Source organism: Alteromonas sp. AWQ4_252, from assembly GCF_056158205.1.
Map to the genome: position 1 here is coordinate 1,830,682 of NZ_JBSWSV010000001.1, position 18,763 is coordinate 1,849,444.

Below are 18,763 nucleotides of genomic sequence, written 5' to 3' on the forward strand. Positions count from 1 at the left end.
TTTTTCAAGGAGGTCGGCGCAGCCAGACCTTTAAACTGAATTTTCGGGAGTAGTGTTGGCGATGACGCCTTGGGAAAAATATCAGCAGGATTTGCAGTTACCCTCATTTTCACATGATTCCGCGCAGGAAAACGCCGTTAGGGCTCTACAGCGATTATACGACGATATGATTCAGTCACAGCGGACAAAACCTAGTAGGTTAAGCGGTAAGATTAAAGGGATACTTGGTAAAAAGGTGACACCAGAGCCTGTGAAAGGTATTTACTTTTACGGCGGTGTGGGGCGCGGAAAGACCTATTTGGTCGATACCTTTTATGATTGCTTGCCCTTTGAAAACAAAATGCGCGTACATTTTCATCGGTTTATGCATCGGGTGCATGATGAACTCAAGGGGTTACCCAATGCGGTTGACCCGCTAAAAATTATCGCAGCGAAACTCGCTAAAGAAACAAGAATTATTTGTTTTGACGAGTTTTTTGTCTCAGATATTACTGACGCAATGATCCTGGGTACCTTGATGCAGGAGCTTTTCGCCAGAGGCATTACGTTAGTGGCAACATCCAATATCGTGCCTGATGAGTTGTATAAAAATGGGTTGCAGCGAGCGCGATTCCTCCCGGCTATCGCACTGATCAATCGATACACAGACGTGATCAATGTCGATAGTGGTATAGATTATCGTTTACGAACACTGGAACAAGCAGAAATATTTCACTTTCCTTTGGACAAAGATGGCGATGTTCATCTGGATGAATATTTTGAACAGCTGGCGCCAGAAAAAGGTACCCAAAACGAACTGATTGAGATTAATAATCGCCACATCCCTACACGGCGACAAGCCGATGGTGTGTTGGTCATCGAGTTTTCAGCATTGTGCGAAGGGCCACGAAGCCAAAGCGATTACATTGAGCTTAGCCGTTGTTATCATTCCGTGCTAGTTGCCAACGTAAAACAAATGGGGGCAAATAATGACGACACGGCCCGACGTTTTATTGCAATGGTTGACGAGTTTTATGAACGACATGTCAAGCTCATCATGACAGCAGAAGTGGCGCTTGAACAACTCTACTCCGACGGTCGACTGAACTTTGAATTTCGTCGATGTCTGAGCAGGCTCAAAGAAATGCAGTCGAGAGAGTATTTGGCACGGGAACACCTTCCTTAAACATTTAGTGAGGCCAGCGCCTTCAAGCCGAAACGCTAAGTAAAAATGAAACGCGGCGTGAACACATCCCTGTGGCCTCGACTGCCGCTTCCCTGCGGCAGACGGTTTCATTTTCACTTTGCTAATCCGGCTGCGGCGCTGGCTGAAATGCCTTCAAGCCGAAACGCCAAGTAAAAATGAAACGCGGCGTGAACACATCCTTGTGGCCTCGACTGCCGCTTCCCTGCGGCAGACGGTTTCATTTTCACTTTGCTAATCCGGCTGCGGCGCTGGCTGAAATGCCTTCAAGCCGAAACGCCAAGTAAAAATGAAACGCGGCGTGAACACATCCCTGTGGCCTCGACTGCCGCTTCCCTGCGGCAGACGGTTTCATTTTCACTTTGCTAATCCGGCTGCGGCGCTGGCTGAAATGCCTTCAAGCCGAAACGCCAAGTAAAAATGAAACGCGGCGTGAACACATCCCTGTGGCCTCGACGGCCGCTTCCCTGCGGCAGACGGTTTCATTGTTACTTAGCTAGTTCGGCTGCGACGCTGGCTGAAATGCCTTCAAGCCGAAACGCTAAGTAAAAATGAAACGCGGCGTGAACACATCCCTGTGGCCTCGACTGCCGCTTCCCTGCGGCAGACGGTTTCATTTTCACTTTGCTGGTTCGGCTGCGGCGCTGGCTGAAATGCCTTCAAGCCGAAACGCCAAGTAAAAATGAAACGCGGCGTGAACACATCCCTGTGGCCTCGACTGCCGCTTCCCTGCGATAGCTGGTTTCATTGTTACTTAGCTACTTCGTCTGCGGCGCTGACTCTACGGGATAAATAACACAGCACTGTTATCTCTTTCGTAAAGTCGGTAAAATGCGAATAATTTTTTAACTGTGCCTGTATTTTTCACGGGCATTGTCAGATAAAAGTAAGATACAGAGACTTAAGATGGGCAGAGCATTTGAAGTAAGAAAGAACGCCATGGCTAAAACAGCCGGCGCAAAAACCAAAGTGTATTCTAAATACGGTAAAGAAATTTACGTGTGCGCGAAGAACGGTGGTCCTGATCCAGATACTAATTTGTCGTTGAAGCGTCTGATGGAAAAAGCGAAAAAAGATCAGGTGCCGAGTCATGTCATCGAAAAAGCGATTGATAAAGCGGTAGGTGGTGCAGGAGAAGATTTCGTACCGGCACGCTATGAAGGCTTTGGCCCTGGAAATTGTATGGTCATTGTCGACTGCTTAACTGACAACAATAACCGCACTATCACCGATGTACGTAACTGTTTTACTAAAACCAATGCGAAAATTGGTGGTCCCGGCGCAGTCGCACATATGTTTGATCATCAGGCGATTTTTCAGTTTGCTGGTGATGATGAAGATGCTGTGTTGGAAGTGTTGATGGAAGCAGACGTAGACGTAACTGAAGTTGAGTGTGAAGACGGTAAAGTTACGGTTTATGCACCCCATACAGAATTTTACAGTGTGAAAACCGCACTGACTGACGCGTATCCTGATATCACCTTAGATGCTGAAGAAATTAGTTTTATTCCGCAGACTGAAGTAGAGATCAGCGAAGAAGATATGCCTATGTTTGAGAAATTCATGGACATGCTGAACGACTGTGACGACGTACAAGATGTATATCACAATGCAATCACACCTAACTAACAGGTGAATTGGATTAGAAGGGGCGTTTATCGCCCCTTTTTTAGTTGTTCAGTTCCATAATTTCTGTAAAATGCTCGCCGGAGCTGGCCTGGCAATCGCTGCTCTCGTAAGAGAGGGGAGGAAAGTCCGGGCTCCACAGGGCAGGGTGCCAGATAACGTCTGGGCGGCGTGAGTCGACGACCAGTGCAGCAGAGAGTAAACCGCCTAAGCGCTTAGGCGCCGGTAAGGGTGAAAGGGTGCGGTAAGAGCGCACCGCACAGCTGGTAACAGTATGTGGCATGGTAAACTCCACCCGGAGCAAGACCAAATAGGCCTTCTATACGTGCGGCCCGCACGGAAGGCGGGTAGGTTGCTTGAGCCTGTTAGCGATGACAGGCCTAGAGGAATGATTGCCCAAGACAGAACCCGGCTTATGGCCAGCTCCTTCCAATATTTCACCCGTTTATTTAAACACTCGACTAGGGTTGACATTATCGTTGGCACTACTTAACTCCAATCGCAATGGCGCAGAGGCCCGCTTGGCTGGATGAGAAGAATTCCATCTGAAGCGTTCCACGATAATATCAGTGGGTGTTGAAGCTAACACTACAACTGGTACGTTCTTATCCAAGGAATAGTCACGCTGATTAAGCAGTTCGATCAGGCGCTGCTCTATGGTTTTATGCAAAACTAGGCATTCGTCTTTTATTAGCGTGTCAGTTTGGTAGAGCGTAAAAGTAGATTGGGCGTTTTTTATATAGTCAAAGAGTCGGCCATAGTCCAATTCGCTGTTCAATACGTCGTCATTGCTTTTGGTAACGCCGCGAAGCTCCCGAATCCAAGCCCAGTGGATCGGAAGCCATGTCACAGAGGTGTTTTCCAAATCATAGGCTTTCATATAATTTTCAATATGGGCATTAAGTTGTGCGGCACTGTGCTCCTTGTGCGCGTCAATGCCGTGGAGTACCACTGCAATAATATGGTGAGACATGTTTCCCTCTGATTATTGTAATTTTTTGATATTGTTAGTCAGGAAGTGTCGCGGTATGAATAATCCTCTCACCAAAATCATAAAATAATATTTATAGTTATTATGTGGTTCTTTTTTATTAAGTTTGCCGTGAAATATCAGTGTTATTGGCGTTGATCTGATGTGCGTAACCCGTTAAGGTTTAGCAATACTTTTTGACAATAATTTTATTACAGTGGAATCCTTTGTGGTGCCGGCAGCTGAACTCATTGACCGTATTGTTCACGGCGACAGAAAAGCAGAAACACAACTCATTGAAAGTTACTACCAGGGGTTGTTGTTTGTTCTCTATCGTCAGACAGATGCATTTAGCCTGGCAGAGGATTTAGTGCAAGATACGTTCGTCATTGTGATAAGAAAACTTCGCAATGGCGATCTTCGCAATCCAGACGCCTTGTCTTCCTTTATTCGACAAACAGGCATTAACACGCTCATTGCGTACCGCCGTCAGCAAGCAAGGAGACAAACCGAAAGTACTGAGCATGCCGACGCTTTTGAATCACAACAAGAATCCTTAGTTCATCAATTACAGAAACAAGATAACGTTGAGCTGGTCAGACGTTTATTGGCACAACTGTCGACGAAACGCGATAAAGATTTACTCACGCGCTATTACCTTTACGATGAAGATAAGCAGGCATTGTGCGATGAGTATGCACTTACAACAGCGCACTTCGATCGCGTGCTTTTTCGTGCCAGACAACGTCTAAAAGCTTTAGTTGAAAATAACGAAGAAGATACCGCTCAAATTTGGTCTGCCATAGACAACACAATTATCCTGGCATTAATCAGCACGCTGGCAACTTCAGCTGAATGGCAGGATACACGACTTCAAAAGTTTGCTCAGGGTGTTCAAGTTGAGGTGGGAGAATATGTCCGCCCGGAACACTTTAATGATCAGAATGGGTTGGCAAAGCCGGCTAATCCAAGGTTAAAGAATAGTTCCTATGTCTGAAAGTAAACTGTTTAATGACAACCTGGTAAGAGATTATCTCAATAAACGTCTTTCTCCCGAGGAGGAAATCAACTTTGAGACTGAAATGCTATCGAGCGCAGCGAAAACTGAGCAAGTCGTGCTCTCTAACAGCATTAAAGCGGGTGTGACAAGTGTTCCATCGATTAGCCCTATGAAAAATGGGCGGGTGAAACGCAGTACTGTGGCGGTGTCAGCTATAGCGGCTGGAATAGTAGCCTGGTTATGGTTACCAACGCTGTTGGTGAAGCAGGAGACGATAAGCCCTGGTATAGTGTATCTCGAAGATTTTAGAAGCCACGCAACTGAAACAGTTAAACTGCATTTCGCTAGCGGCGAAGCCTTTAAAGTAGTCGTTAGCGATGCGCCGCCGTCACTTAGAGAAACCATTAGTGCTTCATTGGTATCTCAAGATGCTCAGGTGGTGTTGGAATCTCTTATCAAACCAAATAGTAATAGTGAAATTTCACTGATAATTGAACGGGAAGAAGTCGATTCGGGGCTGTACACACTTGTATTCACTGCCGGCGATCAGGAAATAAATCGTTTTATTTTGAACATTACTCATGAGTAGTGCCTAAAAAAAGAGCTATAAGTGATCACTAAAAAGTTATATAAATAGAGTTATTCTTTGAAAGAGCGTTGATCATGCAAATGAAAGATAAGGATTATCTTTTTGGAGAGACCACAAGGAAGGTACCCACCGAAGCAGAAGTTGTGGAGATGGTCGAAGCGATTATTCCGTGGTCTTCGCCTTTACCTGATAACACAGAACAGCCGTTTTCCTCGGCCGAAATGGCTGCGTTGTCTCCCCGAACTGAGATGCCTGTATCGAACGATATTTCCCTGGCAGTGAAGTCACGTATCCCCTTGGGCGATAAACTACCAGCAGGTTTCACTTATTGGGGGCAATGGATTGCTCATGACATTATTACTCCCACACACCCATTGCAAAACCATTACTCAAGCCGAACAGTAAGCCCTATTCTCAATCTGGATAGTTTGTATGGTTGTGCCCACGGTTTGCCTCCTCACGCATATTTCGATGAGCACGGGTTATTTAAATTGGCGGAAAATGGCTGGGACTGTCTAAGAGATTGCAGTGGAGCTCCTTTGGTTCCCGAACCGCGCAACAACGACAACACAATAATTTTGCAGTTTCACGTTCAATGGCAGCGTTTACACAATCGTATTTTGCGTATGGTAGGGGGAAGTAAGCTCCCTTATTTGCATGAAAATTCGAGTATTTTCTACACTGCAAGATATTACACCACCTGTCTGTTTCATCAATTAGTGTTAAAAGAGTGGCTTCCGGCCATACTTGATAAATCCGTTTATGATTACTATTTCTCTGGTACGCTAAATGACAGCGTACTCATCAAATCAGATTCAGAGCTAGTTCGCGTTCCTTACGAGTTTAGTCATGCAGCCTTTCGGTTTGGCCATAGTATGGTTCGTGAAACCTACAAATTAAGAGGAAATGATTCTTTTAATTTACATTCACTTCTCACTCATCAACCATTTAAAGGTAAGGCAATTCCGCCTATCGACTGGTCACTGTTTTTTGGCGAGTTTGCCCAGGAAATTCAACCTATCAACCTCATAATCGTTGCTGGAATGGGCAATATTCCCATTTCCAGGAATATTGCAGAGCGCAACATCAGCGCAGGTATAAAAGCGAACCTCGCTACGGTTCACGAGTGTAAACATCATCTTTGCGAATATTATCCTGAGCTAACAGAGGCTGTGGGTTTGTCGCTTCAGGAAGAGGAAGCTGTACTTGAGGAATTAAAAATAGATCCTATGCAGCAGAGCGCTTCATTTTATCGATTATATCAGGAAGAGCGTTTGCCTTTGTGGCCGTATATATTAGCAGAAGCGGGGGCGCAGAAAGACAACCCTGGGCACCGACTGGGGAAACTGGGGAGTATCGTGGTTGCTGATGTGTTGAAGTTCGCAATTAGCCAAGCGACACTTGAAAGTAGAACGCCGTTTACAGATGTGCCTGATTTCAGCGAATTTTTGCACATGCTTTGCTCAGACATTGGAGTGAAAGATACATCACACATTACCATGGCTGATTTACTCACAACAGGAGAGAATAATAATGAACGATTTTAAGCCGGGTTATTGGGCCACAGCTAAGGCGGGTGTCAGCTATGTTAACCACCGCAGTATAATCCCGTCCCTAAGCAGCTATCATCCAGAAGGATTGGGGGAAAACTACCCGGTCAAATTTACTTATAATGAAAAAGACAATACTTATGCTGTGGCTTTGGGCGGATTGTGGAATGGTACCGCGCAAGCCATTATGGCAAAAAGTGAATTCAAAGTGATTGATCCTGCGGGTATTTTTATTTCTAATCTCATTCCTCTTGAGAGTAAGTACGATACTGATGTCGACGGGTTCAAGGCATTAAGAGTGTCTATAATTGCGCATGAGTATGAATCCGACGGGAAACGCGCCAGAGATTATAGCTCGACGCTAGCATGGTTAAGAGATGGACCGGCAGAGAACGATGGAGACCCTGGAGAGATGGTGATGACGAGTTACCGCTGGAAGGACAACGACTAAGTGTTCCTCACCGCTTTGAATTCAGCTCTTGGCAAGATGCAATACAAATGCCGTTCTCCGCGTTTAGCGCCGCGACGTGTGTTTTATCTCGCTGCTTGTTTATTGTGCCTGATAAACACTAACGTTGTGTTGGCTGAATCTGTTTTCATCTGCGGTGAAGAGCCCGATTCATGGAAACAATATAATCGTATTTTTAGCGTTAATGGTGAATACATTCAGTGTACACCGGAAGGCAGAGTTTCACTGTCGGCGTCAAATCAAGAAGATGCTCAACTTATTGAAAACCTGACTTTCATCGACCAGCATCTCCGTTCTTCTTTTTCAACGGTGACGGGTGAAAAACGGCGAGAGTTAAGTGAATTTCTGTCTACTTATGACGGCACCTTTCTTGCCATGGATGCCAACGTTAGGCACATGCTGTTTGCCCTTTCTACCATGGAGTACAACACGAGTTATTCTCTTGCCCTTACTTTCAAAGATGATTACCTGAACGCCCCTGAGCAGGTGGCTAAAACCGTTAGTCTGGTTTACTTAGAGAGTCAGTTTTTTCGCCGTAAATATGCCGATGTTATTGAATTTTGTGATGGCTGGAGCGATAACGAAGTTTTTTTCAATAGCAAGCAAAAAGCCGTTTTCCTGACATATTGTGGTTTTAGTCGCGTGTTACATGGCGAGACACCCGAAGCGTCTCAGCTCGGATTTAACCAGTTAACTCAAGCTTCAGAACTCATCGCTGATGAACAGAGTGGTTTATTGTGTGCCCAAACCAGAAATGGACTTGCGAGTTATTACCGCTTATTGGGCGATTTACAAAGCACAGAGCGTGAACTCAACGCCGGTCTGGCGTGTGTGAAACCTTCGGTAGGTTTGCAAGAAGAGGAAATGCAGGATGATTTAACTAACAATTTAGCATGGGTTTATCGACGCCAGGGAAACTTACCATTGTATCTTACGATGTTACGGGCTTCAGTATTTCAGCATACACACAAACTTGCACCAGAGAAACTCGCAGTGAGTTATGCGAACTTAGGCAGAGCATATTATTTAGTCGGCGATTTGCAAAAAGCCCAGCGTTACTATTTACAGTCCTTGGCTTATGGCGAGGGTAAGAGTAATGATCACGATTACGCTGGTACCTTAATGTACATGGCGAGGCTTAAGCTTGCCCTTGATGAGCCTGACGCCGCCGAACATTATCTCCTTGAGGCGTTAACGTACATATCTTCCGAAAAATCTTTTGAGCGAGCCAGGGTCTTGCGGAAGCTGCTTGAGACCCGAGAACAACCGGAAGCTTTTGACGAAGCTGAATATCTGAGTGCCATTGAAACGATTATGGCGACATATACAACAGCGTATCGCTCACAGATTTTAAGTGAATGGTTAGAGGTGTTGCGACAAGCAGGAAGGCTCGATTTATCTCTGCCACTTATTGAAAATATTGAAATGTCTGATCAGCACCCTCTGTCAGTTGATCTCGCAATTGCAAATGCCAAATTAGAATCCTTGTTGACCCAGCCAGAATCAGTGCATAAACGAGGCCAGATCACACAGGTGTTTGGCAGGGCTTTTGAGAAAATAGTAGGCGCCTCTACCAAATTTCAGAGTAATGAAGTGGGAATGAATTGGTTAAGCCAATCTCGAACCTTGATAAATCAATATCTTTCTTATTTGTTGCCAAGTAAAAATGAAGAGGATATTGAAACTGCACTAATGTTGTCTGAACATTTTGCCAGCATCGTATTTCGCAGGCATAGAATGGCATTAGCGAGTAATTCCGACAGGTATATTGAAGGGAGTATCGTAGGTGAAGATTACGCCTATGTTTCAGAGTTTGGACCTCAATCATTGCCTTTTAGCCAGGTATTGGTGAACGATAGACAGTGGGAGCAAAAAATGCTTTCCGGAGTCTTACCTGATATTGGCGAAACTGATTTCGGACTAGAAGATATCAGGCGATTCCTGGATAACGAAAGTGCCATGTTGAAGTTGTTTTCCTTAGGAGAAAAGGACTGTGCATACCTGATTGCCAAACAATACATAGAAGGTACATGTGCGGATGACGAAGCGTCTGTTTCAGATTGGCTTAGGGAAGTTTTATTTCGATTTCACGGTTTCAAAACTCTCTATCTGATGCCTGAAGGGAGTTGGCGAAATGTATCATTCGCAGCACTTGCAAGTGACCGGGGAAACAGGTATCTGGGGCAAGAAATGGCGCTTATTCGCGTAATGTCACTCAGGGATTTTTTCGGCGAAGATATACCTTCCAGCGCCCGTGATAATGTGGTGGCCTTTACCAACCCGGCAAATCCCGATCCAGAATACATGCCAGCCTCAGAAGCGATGAAGTGGCGAGCTGGTTTCCCCCCCCTGCCATGGACCGCTAAGGCTATTCAATCGGTAACCGCAGCCTTTCCTGATGCTCTCATGATTTCTTATACGGGTGAACAGGCAACTGATGAGAATTTAATGTCTGACTCTGCTCGATATGCAAGGCTTTTACATGTCGGTAGTCATGCGTATTATTCGCCAGAACAGCCAGATCTAGTGGGTATCGTCACTGCGTCAAACGGAGAAGACAGTAATGGCTTTCTGCCTTACGAAATACTCTTTTCTAACACTTATCATAATGATTTGGTTGTAATTAGTGCCTGTGAAACAGAGATGGGGAAAGCGTACCGGGGAATTGGTATGCGAAGCCTTAGTCATGGGTATTTATATCAGGGCGCTGGCGCCACGATCTCAACCTTATGGAAAGTGCCTGATCGGGCGACGGCTGAATTTATGGCGTTATTTTATTCGGCATTAAGTGATAATGACGGAAATATTGCAAAAGCGATGCTTTTCGCTCGGCAAAAACTTTCGCAAAATCGACGCTTTCAAGACCCTCGATATTGGGCGGGTTTTGTATTTACTGTTACAACACCTCATTATGAGCGTTTGGCTTTGTAAGGGTAGGGCGCTCTCCCAAAATAAAACCAATACTCAGTACGCTGATAAACAACACCGGTAAAAAGAAGATCCCAGCATTGGTATCAAACGTCGCCTGACATAAATAGGAGACTGTTGCCGCCCGGCAGCCGAATAAAACACCAGGGTGCGCAGTGTTTATCGCCTTAAATTGTCGTATTAAAAGCCAGCCCAGTGGAAGCATTAGCAACACGAACCCAATGCTACCGGTAGTTGCTAAAGTTTCGAGGTAATCGTTGTGGGCCCGTTTTGACATTTTTGTATTACCGAGCAAGATGGGCTTATAAATATGCTGAATATACGGGTAAGTCCCGGGGCCAGAACCTACTAAAGGGTGATCTCTAATCACACTTTGAACCGTTTGTCGCAACTCGTTTCGCCCATTGTCATCAAGTTTATCTTCAGAGAAGCGTTGATATAACGGAGAATGCAGAAATCCGGTTACCAAAATACCCGCAACTGTAGCGGTGACAATCGCAGTACGCAGAGAGAACAACATGGTAAGAATGCGGGGTTGCCTAATCATGTAGAGTGACGCAGATGCGCCTAGCCCAGCACTCACTGACAGTAAGGCTCCTCTGCTACTGGTATTAATAAGGGTATACGCCATGGCCGCAATTGTTAAAGCAAGGACAACACTTATCCATCTTTTACTATTATCCCTGAGTGTATCTATTAATAAGCCAATACCCAGGGAAGCTGCCAGTCCAATATAAATAGCATATTGATTCTTATAGCTAAATGTACCTCTTATTCCATCTTTCCACGGATACGTCCAGGGAGGAATTGCACTGACTATCTCGTATTCACCAGCAGTAATGAAGTTGCAGATTGAATAAAGCGTAGTTAGTGCGGCTCCGGTAAAGATAACAACAATAAGTCCAATTAGCCGGCGAGACGACGTGATGAAAATCCACATAGCAATGAACAACAAAGCTAACGCCAGAAATTTCACCCACTCAATTATTGATGCTTGCCAATATACGGTTAGGTGTGTTGCTTCATTCAAACCCTGGTAGGCATACCAGAAAGGTGCTTTGGGTGACACCAGCGCTATAAATGACGGTGGAAGCGGAACGATATAAATGAGGTTATAAACTACCCATAATGCCAATAAAGATATAGCAATAGCACTGTTTCGCGTCATCTGAAAATTGCAAAACAATAACCCAGATGCCGAAAAGAGAAGAATAATACCTGCCGCAAAAAGTTGCTCCCAAACAAGGTCGAGCCCGTGGAGCCAAGGGAAAACAATAAATATTACAGCTAGAAAGGCTAACTGCCCGAACTCTTTTACAGAGCTAAACTTCATTGCTGGCAAGTTCACTCTCAATTTTACGCAATCGTTTAGTTATCCATTTACCCGGCGATAGCTTGATAAAAGGGGAAACATTTTTCTCCCGCTTCATTGTGGCTATGAGTAGTTCTCGTGTGGGTTTCTGGCGAAGTGCACCACGTATGACTGGTAGAGCTTTCTCCTGAACCTGGGAGGGCAAACTATGCCAGCGCGCCACTAAAACCGGTGCTACTAAGCTCTGAAACTCCCACTCGAAAGGAGCTATAGCCAACCCTTTGTCGAGTTGGTCGATAAAAAGTTGATCGGCAGAACCAAAATGATGCAATAACACCGTACGGATAACAAAAGCTTGATAGTGCGTAGGCTGAATCTGTTCTGTTTGCGAAATCATTTTCAGGGCGTGCTCAAGGTTATCAGGAGTGCAAGCTTCCCCTAGCTTCCAATTAACCATACGAGCTTTTAAAACTGTAGTTTGTGCTTCACTGTCGTAGGGGAGATAACTGCCCAGGGTGTTTATTGTTTCTATAGTTTTGTTCGGCAGAGGTGCTACCGCTTTATTGCCGACATAGGCCGAGTTGAAAGCGCGGTTCACCGATTCTTTCGCTGATTGCAAATCAGCATAAACTGTCGCGTAATAAAGACAATACAACCCAGAAAATAAAACTGCCATACCGAAAATAATTGGTATTCTGAGGGACTGATGGGCAGCAGTGGCACTATTAGGCATTACCGTGTTAACTCTCCGTAATGTACGAAAGCGACGTGTAAGTGGTATATGGCAACAACTATCACAAAAACGGCAAGACAACCAAAATTGAATCATACCAGTTTCACGAGAAATATGTGTAGACCTGCATGGAGCGGTATTTGAACAAAGAAACGACTATCAGGCTACCAGTACTGAAATTTAATTCAAATTTCGTTCCACTTTGTAGGTCGCTTTTTTCAAAAGAATGGTAAAAACCTGGTTGGCCTAACAGCTTCATGCTATTTATTTGTGTATAAAAGGATGCGCATCCTACTGTGGTGTCCGCTTTTTTTACAGGCGTTGATGAACTTCATTTAACACCGATACTGTGTATTGTTTAACTAGGCCTTTAGTATTACTCATGTCAAATCAGTATTATGCGAACCGCAGTGTGGTGAATAATAACTCTTACCGCAACCTGAATTAATTAGATATGTTAAAAAAATGGGGGTGGCTTAGCACTTTTTTGTTACTTAGTGACAGTTTTTTGATGGTATTGTCAGTTTCATTTACACATCTTTAGACGCATACATTGCTAGTGTCGCCTGTTCAGGGAGTGTTTAACTCTGCACAAATAAATATAGTGGTTTACATATGTATGTATAGTAGAAGATGTTTCTCATTCGTGAAGTTGCGACTATAATTATGCATCATAAGTTGTAAATCACTCGCTACATGTTGGTATCAATTTTGCTCATTAATATGGCGTATGCTTATGGAGTGCGCCATAGACAGACTAATGTGTACGCCTAAAATTTACCAAGGTTATGATTTCATTTTGAGTGTTTAGAAGGAACAAGGACGGCACATTATGGGGACCGGTTTCGTTAGAAATAATGTGAATCAATTTGCGATTGTCTATCGTTTTATTGATTTCCTAATTATACAAGTCACTTTGTTGGCCGTCGGCACAGCTTACTCTGTGGGTATGTCGGTGCATTATCATTTACTAGGGCTCATTGGCAGTACAACCTATTTGTTATCTGCTGAACTTTTCTGGTTGTATCGTTCCTGGCGTTCAGGTACCACTAAAGAGCTCATTTTCTATACCGCACTAAGCTGGTTTGTTAGTGTGGTGGTCGTTCTAAGCTATCTATTCCTCACGAAAACCTCTGAAGACTACTCCAGGGTCGTTTTGTCTGGATGGATAACAGTTGCACCACTGTTTCTGTGCACATGGCGACTTGCCATGCGTGCATTTCTCTACAGCATACGTCGACAGGGTTACAACAGTCGTACTGTGGGTATTATCGGTATGAATGAAAATGCCGTTGCCCTGGTCAATGAGTTGAGAATGAACCCCCACATAGGGTTTAAGATCGGCGGTGTTTACGATGACAGGGATTTATCCCGCCTGGCAGTTCCAGACAACATCACTATTGAGGGAAGCCTCAGCGATGCAGTGAATGCAGTTCGTGCAGGTGAGCTAGACCAGGTTTTTATCACGTTGCCAATGACAGCGAATCGACGTATCGAACAAATTCTCCACGAATTAGGTGATACCAACGCCGAAGTCCATTTTGTCCCTAATTTCTTTATGTACAACATGGTTCATTCCCGTTTGTGTAATATCGGAAATATGCAAACGATCAGTGTATTTGATACGCCAATGCGTGGTGCTATGACAGCAATTAAAAGGGCGGAAGATATTATTCTCGCCACTTCTATACTCACTGTGATTGCTATACCTATGTTGTTTATCGCCGCTGCGGTTAAACTGACTTCCAAGGGGCCAGTTATCTTCAAGCAGAACCGTTACGGTGTGGATGGCAAAAAAATTAAAGTCTGGAAATTTCGCTCCATGACTGTGACTGAAGATGGCGACACAGTGACTCAGGCAACTAAAGGGGATGCCCGAGTGACCAAATTGGGTGCCTTCCTACGGCGCACGTCTCTCGATGAGCTGCCGCAGTTTATCAATGTCTTACAGGGCACTATGTCTGTGGTAGGGCCGCGCCCCCACGCCATTGCCCACAATGAAATGTATCGGAAAACCGTAAAATATTACATGCTGAGGCATCGTATTAAACCTGGTATTACTGGCTGGGCACAGGTTAATGGTTGGCGTGGTGAAACTGATACTGTTGAAAAAATGCAAATGCGAGTTCAGTACGATTTGGAATATATTCGTAACTGGTCATTGTGGCTTGACTTTAAAATTGTAATTTTCACTTTCTTTAAAGGTTTCGTTGGCAAAAATGTATACTAGCCACAAACGTTAGTCATTGAGCAGATTGACATTTTAAACCTAATGATAAAAGAAGTGAGCAATGTGGAAACGTAGCCTGTATTTCGGACGTAATATCTTTCGAAACTACAAGGCTAGTTTTTTGCTGATATTTTGCGTCTTATTTGTAGAGACGCTGGTGAGTCTGGCCATTCCTTATGTCATTGGTAAGCAATCCGGGCAGCTTGCGAGTGCCGAATTTGTTAAAATTACGGATTTAGGGGGCTATCTGATCCTGTGGTGCGTTTTATTCGCGCTACAGTGTTTAATGAAGTTCATCTCTACTTACCGACTAAATGTTTTAGGGGCCAAGCTGGTAGCAAATCTTAGTTGTCGGCTTTATGATCATATTCAGATCCTTCCACTTCGCTATTTCCAGGATGTCAAGAAAGGCGACGTATTATCTCTGTTAACCCATGACTTGGGAACAGTTAGTTATTACGTGACCAGTGTACTTACCACACTGGTTCCAAATCTCATGGTCTTATTTGGCTCAGTCATCATGATGTACTGGATAGAACCGCTGGTGGCTCTGATGATTGTCACGCTTATCCCGATTGTGTATCTGGTCACTAAAATCATCGGTCGCCAAATTCATCCTCTCTCTCGTCAAATCGTCGAAAAACAAGCTGACACTCTGGCGATTGCCAGTGAAAATATTAGTACTATTTCGTTAATAAAATCCTTTAACAGAGAGAGGACGGAATCAACCCGTTATGCCAGCAGAACTGGCGAAGTGTTGTCGTTGCGAACCCGGCAATTTCGTTACCAGGCGCTGCTTACGCCTACAATTCAGTTTTTAGCGTCCGTGTGTATTATGGCCATTATTGGTGTTTGTCTTATTCAGTTCAAAGCTGGGAAAATTGAAATAGCTGACATTGTATCCCTTCTGCTCTACGGTATGATTTTTACTCGTCCTGTAAGCACACTCGCTGGTCTTTATGGGCAGACAATGCAAATGACTGGAGCCCTGGCCCGATTGCTGGCGATTCACGGTAAAGAACGTGAACCTTCTGATAGTGGAGAAAAATCTTTAGAAGCAGAAGCAGGGTATGTTGAATTCGACAATGTTACCTTCTCGTACATTTCTGATGAACCAGTGTTGAAAGGTGTTTGTTTTACTGTAAAGCCACAGCAAACTGTATTGATTGTAGGTAGAAACGGCGCGGGTAAATCCACCCTCCTGCATTTGTTGATGCGCTTTCATGAACCCCAGTCTGGAAGAATTCTGATAGACGGGCAAGATATTCGGGGCGTGACGACTTCATCGGTTCGCAACGCTATTGGCCATGTTTCTCAAGATGTTGTCTTGTGTAATGGCTCAATATTCGACAACATCACTTATGGAGTGGAAGAAGCAAATAAAGACGAGGTACAGAAAGTGTGCGAGCAAGCGGGTTTAGTGCCTGTGCTTGCGCGGTTACCGAATGGGTTACATACCATGGTTGGGGAAGGCGGCATACGCTTATCTGGAGGGCAAAAGCAACGGATAGCACTTGCCCGGGCTTTACTGAAAAAACCTGCCATTTTATTGTTTGATGAACCAACCTCTATGTTGGATGAGACTGGCAGACAGCAGTTTCGCAAAGAATTGGAAACAGTGTTTAAAACATTTACCATTATTATGATATCTCATGATCCAACGCTGTCTGATGTAGCAGACAGGGTGTTTACACTCCATGATTATCAATTAAAAAGTGAACAAGGGAAGACATGACAACTTATAAATTAAAATCTGACGTACTAGCGCAAAAAGTGGTTGATGAAATGGTCATTTTAGAACCTGAAAACGGCGAGTACTTTACTGTTAACGGCGTGGGTAGTGAAATGATAGCCCTGCTTGAAGAAGGTAAGAGCGAAGATGAAGTAGTAGCAGCCATGACAGAAAAGTTTGCCGTGGACGCAGAGGAAGTGAGAGCTGATTATCAGCAGCTTTTAGCGCAACTCGAAGCACAGGGTTTAGTTGAAGTTGTGATGTAATGCTGGCGTTTCTCCGTCTGCCTGGTAACCAGAAAAAATGGTTTATTAGAGCCTGGTTTGCATTTCTGCTTTGGCATGTTCGAATTCGTTTTTCAAATTACAAAGCCTGGCAGAACCGTGTTTTTCCTACAACAGCGACTTCCCAGTCTGGTTATCCGGCTAACTTTGTAGCGACCATTGAAAAGGCTGGCAGGCATCACCTCTGCCACATGAATTGTTTGCGACGCTGTCTGGTTACCATGGAGATGTCACATCGGATTGAGATTTACCCCACAATACATTTCGGCGTTAAAATTGAAAACGGGGTAACGAAAGCCCATTGCTGGTTATCTCTTAATGGTGCACTGATAAACGACAGCGAGGAGGTCGTTTCTGCATATACGGAATTAAAAACAAAAAATACCAGTACTCTTTTCAAAAACCTTGCCTGACGGTTACCCCGTGAATCATCCCTATCAAAGCTTGTGAAATGTCTGCAGCCAACGTTGCGTCAGGATCACAAAAAGCAGATCAACATGTACGCCGCCATTTCTGTTGTAAACTGCGTCGTCGAATGCTTTCAATACTTGTGTTGTGTCGATTAGGCCCCGGTCAGCCAAATAGGGGTGGGCTAAACAGTTGCGTAGGCTTTCGGCATTTTCTCTGACTAAATTGGCGAAATGGTGATCAAATGTGGTCTTGGTTTTCCGCCAGCATACCGATTTTGGTAATAAATCCGTCATTGCATTTCTCAGCATATATTTGGGATAGGCCCCTTTGATCAATTGAACGGGCGGCACGGCAAATGAATGTTCTGCTATTCGATAATCAAAAAAGGGATGTTTCACATTGATATTAAATTCAGATGCAATGGCATCGTACGAACGAACTGAATTGAACGTTGTCGTGGTTTTTAATGCAAAGTAACGTGCATAACGGGCGGGATCTTTACTCCCGTCAAAAGGGTTCGGGAAGTCGTATGATGCGCTGGCAAGCTCTCTGCCTTTGGGCGTCATCCAACGAGGCATAGAAATGAGACCTGGTGTTTGTCCCTTCAAACGTTTCGCGGTATTTATTAACCACTGCGGTATGAGTGGCTTAACAAAAAGTGATTTGGCAATAGGATAGAATGTAAGATCTGTTTCCCTACAGGCTCGTTTCACTTCACCAATAACACCTATTTCCCCCTGTTTTAGTCTTTGCGTATAGGTGCTGGCATGTCCCCAACACATTTCATCGCCACCGTTCCCCGTTAACAACATGGTCACGTTTTGTGCAGCAAGTGCTCGCATTTCATCTTTATAACGGGGGGATAGCACTATGCCTGGATGATCGAAGTGCGCTGGATACAGTTGTAGAAAGTCACGATATTGCTCTCGGTCCACATCCTGGAAAATAAAATCATCAATATTAAGGTGCGTGCGCATATCCTCAATAAGTGCACTTTCGTCTGATTTGGGATCATGCCGGTAGTAATGGGAGAGGGCTATACATTTTCTTTCGTGTTGGCGTTGCCACTTTAACGCAATTGCAGTGACAGATGTCGAATCCATGCCGCCACTCATTTGGGAAGCAACTACTGACGAATCTCCAATGTATTCTTCCACAACATGTGTAAAAACAGAGCGGAAACTTGCTGCGTACTCTTTCTCATTGGTGAATCTTATTGTGTGAGCCGGATCAATATCCCAGTACTTCTTCAAACTATAGCTGTCGGCACTGATCTCGAGAGCATAGCCAGCAGGCAACACGGAAACATTTCGATACAAGGATAGCTCTGGAACCGGCTGTCCGGCTAACCAACCACTAAGCGCCGTATCATCGAGTTCCGGCGTTAAACGAAACAGGCTGAGTATGGCCTGTGTGGAGTTACTACAAACCGTGATCTTGCTGATCTTAGCAAAGTAGATCGTCTGTAGACCAAGTGGATCAGTGACGATACTCGCCCGGTCTGAGGAGTGGACAATGCAGCCCGGGCCATTGAGTCGCTTTTCATTAATAGCAGATGAATCTGTTGAAATTAGTGGTTGATCAGAATGTCCCGCACACAGCATGTAACCTTGAAGGCTGGGCCCACTAACGACGTCAGTTGCATTTACTGCGCCCCATAATCGTGCAAGGTGTTGCTGGGCTTGGTGGCGAAATTCATCACTGTGACTAAATAAGAAAACAAAAGGCTTCACAAAGATCCGTCTT

15 protein-coding genes and 1 other RNA gene are annotated in these 18,763 nt (G+C 44.6%); 12 read left to right on the plus strand and 4 right to left on the minus strand.

The features are described 5' to 3' along the window. The first annotated feature begins 61 nt into the window (after nucleotides 1-61). From zapE to rnpB, 3 genes are all read left to right on the plus strand, one after another. Nucleotides 62-1,165, plus strand: a complete 1,104-nt coding sequence (zapE, locus tag ACXACM_RS08230) for a cell division protein ZapE (protein ID WP_474824279.1) — start codon at nucleotides 62-64, stop codon at nucleotides 1,163-1,165. Nucleotides 1,166-2,089: 924 nt separating this feature from the next. After that, nucleotides 2,090-2,812, plus strand: a complete 723-nt coding sequence (locus ACXACM_RS08235) for a YebC/PmpR family DNA-binding transcriptional regulator (RefSeq protein WP_474821005.1) — start codon at nucleotides 2,090-2,092, stop codon at nucleotides 2,810-2,812. A 79-nt stretch (nucleotides 2,813-2,891) separates the two neighbouring features. Continuing rightward, nucleotides 2,892-3,240, plus strand: an RNA gene (rnpB, locus tag ACXACM_RS08240) — RNase P RNA component class A. 14 nt (nucleotides 3,241-3,254) lie between these two features. On the opposite strand, the gene ACXACM_RS08245 is transcribed toward rnpB, so the two are convergent. Further along, nucleotides 3,255-3,782, minus strand: coding sequence for a hypothetical protein (locus ACXACM_RS08245; protein ID WP_474821007.1), 528 nt, complete (start codon nucleotides 3,780-3,782; stop codon nucleotides 3,255-3,257). Between the two features lie 226 nt (nucleotides 3,783-4,008). Between ACXACM_RS08245 and ACXACM_RS08250 the strand changes: the two genes are divergently transcribed. The 5 genes from ACXACM_RS08250 to ACXACM_RS08270 all read left to right on the plus strand — a co-directional run bounded on the left by ACXACM_RS08250 (nucleotide 4,009) and on the right by ACXACM_RS08270 (nucleotide 10,318). Continuing rightward, nucleotides 4,009-4,776 carry an RNA polymerase sigma factor gene (locus ACXACM_RS08250; RefSeq protein ID WP_474821008.1) on the plus strand — a complete coding sequence of 256 codons (768 nt, stop codon included), beginning with the start codon at nucleotides 4,009-4,011 and terminating at the stop codon, nucleotides 4,774-4,776. Continuing rightward, a complete protein-coding gene (locus tag ACXACM_RS08255) occupies nucleotides 4,769-5,368 on the plus strand; it encodes a hypothetical protein (protein WP_474821009.1) in 600 nt (199 codons plus the stop codon). Before ACXACM_RS08250 ends, ACXACM_RS08255 begins: the two co-directional genes overlap by 8 nt. Before the next feature lie 74 nt (nucleotides 5,369-5,442). Next, complete coding sequence (locus tag ACXACM_RS08260) at nucleotides 5,443-6,915, plus strand: peroxidase family protein (protein ID WP_474821011.1); 1,473 nt, start codon at nucleotides 5,443-5,445, stop codon at nucleotides 6,913-6,915. After that, nucleotides 6,902-7,369, plus strand: coding sequence for a hypothetical protein (locus ACXACM_RS08265; protein ID WP_474821012.1), 468 nt, complete (start codon nucleotides 6,902-6,904; stop codon nucleotides 7,367-7,369). Before ACXACM_RS08260 ends, ACXACM_RS08265 begins: the two co-directional genes overlap by 14 nt. Next, nucleotides 7,370-10,318 carry a CHAT domain-containing protein gene (locus ACXACM_RS08270; RefSeq protein WP_474821013.1) on the plus strand — a complete coding sequence of 983 codons (2,949 nt, stop codon included), beginning with the start codon at nucleotides 7,370-7,372 and terminating at the stop codon, nucleotides 10,316-10,318. It abuts the gene before it with no gap. Here ACXACM_RS08270 and ACXACM_RS08275 read toward each other — a convergent pair. Together ACXACM_RS08275 and ACXACM_RS08280 are read right to left on the minus strand one after the other, a co-directional pair. Next, nucleotides 10,284-11,648, minus strand: a complete 1,365-nt coding sequence (locus tag ACXACM_RS08275) for an O-antigen ligase family protein (protein ID WP_474821015.1) — start codon at nucleotides 11,646-11,648, stop codon at nucleotides 10,284-10,286. The genes ACXACM_RS08270 and ACXACM_RS08275 overlap by 35 nt on opposite strands. Next, the gene (locus ACXACM_RS08280) at nucleotides 11,638-12,360 is read right to left on the minus strand and encodes a hypothetical protein (RefSeq protein ID WP_474821016.1); all 723 of its coding nucleotides are present in this window, start codon (nucleotides 12,358-12,360) and stop codon (nucleotides 11,638-11,640) included. Before ACXACM_RS08280 ends, ACXACM_RS08275 begins: the two co-directional genes overlap by 11 nt. Nucleotides 12,361-13,192: 832 nt before the next feature. Here ACXACM_RS08280 and ACXACM_RS08285 point away from each other — a divergent pair. From ACXACM_RS08285 to ACXACM_RS08300, 4 genes are all read left to right on the plus strand, one after another. Beyond that, on the plus strand, nucleotides 13,193-14,590 hold the full coding sequence (locus ACXACM_RS08285) for an undecaprenyl-phosphate glucose phosphotransferase (protein ID WP_474821017.1): 1,398 nt from the start codon (nucleotides 13,193-13,195) through the stop codon (nucleotides 14,588-14,590). 61 nt (nucleotides 14,591-14,651) lie between these two features. Further along, nucleotides 14,652-16,325 (plus strand): ABC transporter ATP-binding protein, encoded by a 1,674-nt coding sequence (locus tag ACXACM_RS08290; RefSeq protein ID WP_474821019.1) that lies wholly within the window; start codon nucleotides 14,652-14,654, stop codon nucleotides 16,323-16,325. Beyond that, entirely contained in the window at nucleotides 16,322-16,588 is a 267-nt protein-coding gene (locus tag ACXACM_RS08295; RefSeq protein ID WP_474821020.1) for a PqqD family protein, read from the plus strand. The genes ACXACM_RS08290 and ACXACM_RS08295 overlap by 4 nt, the downstream gene beginning before the upstream one ends. After that, the gene (locus ACXACM_RS08300) at nucleotides 16,588-17,019 is read left to right on the plus strand and encodes a lasso peptide biosynthesis B2 protein (protein ID WP_474821021.1); all 432 of its coding nucleotides are present in this window, start codon (nucleotides 16,588-16,590) and stop codon (nucleotides 17,017-17,019) included. The genes ACXACM_RS08295 and ACXACM_RS08300 overlap by 1 nt, the downstream gene beginning before the upstream one ends. A gap of 24 nt (nucleotides 17,020-17,043) precedes the next feature. Here ACXACM_RS08300 and ACXACM_RS08305 read toward each other — a convergent pair whose 3' ends face one another. Beyond that, the gene (locus tag ACXACM_RS08305; protein WP_474821023.1) at nucleotides 17,044-18,750 is read right to left on the minus strand and encodes an asparagine synthase-related protein; all 1,707 of its coding nucleotides are present in this window, start codon (nucleotides 18,748-18,750) and stop codon (nucleotides 17,044-17,046) included. Nucleotides 18,751-18,763: the final 13 nt, after the last annotated feature.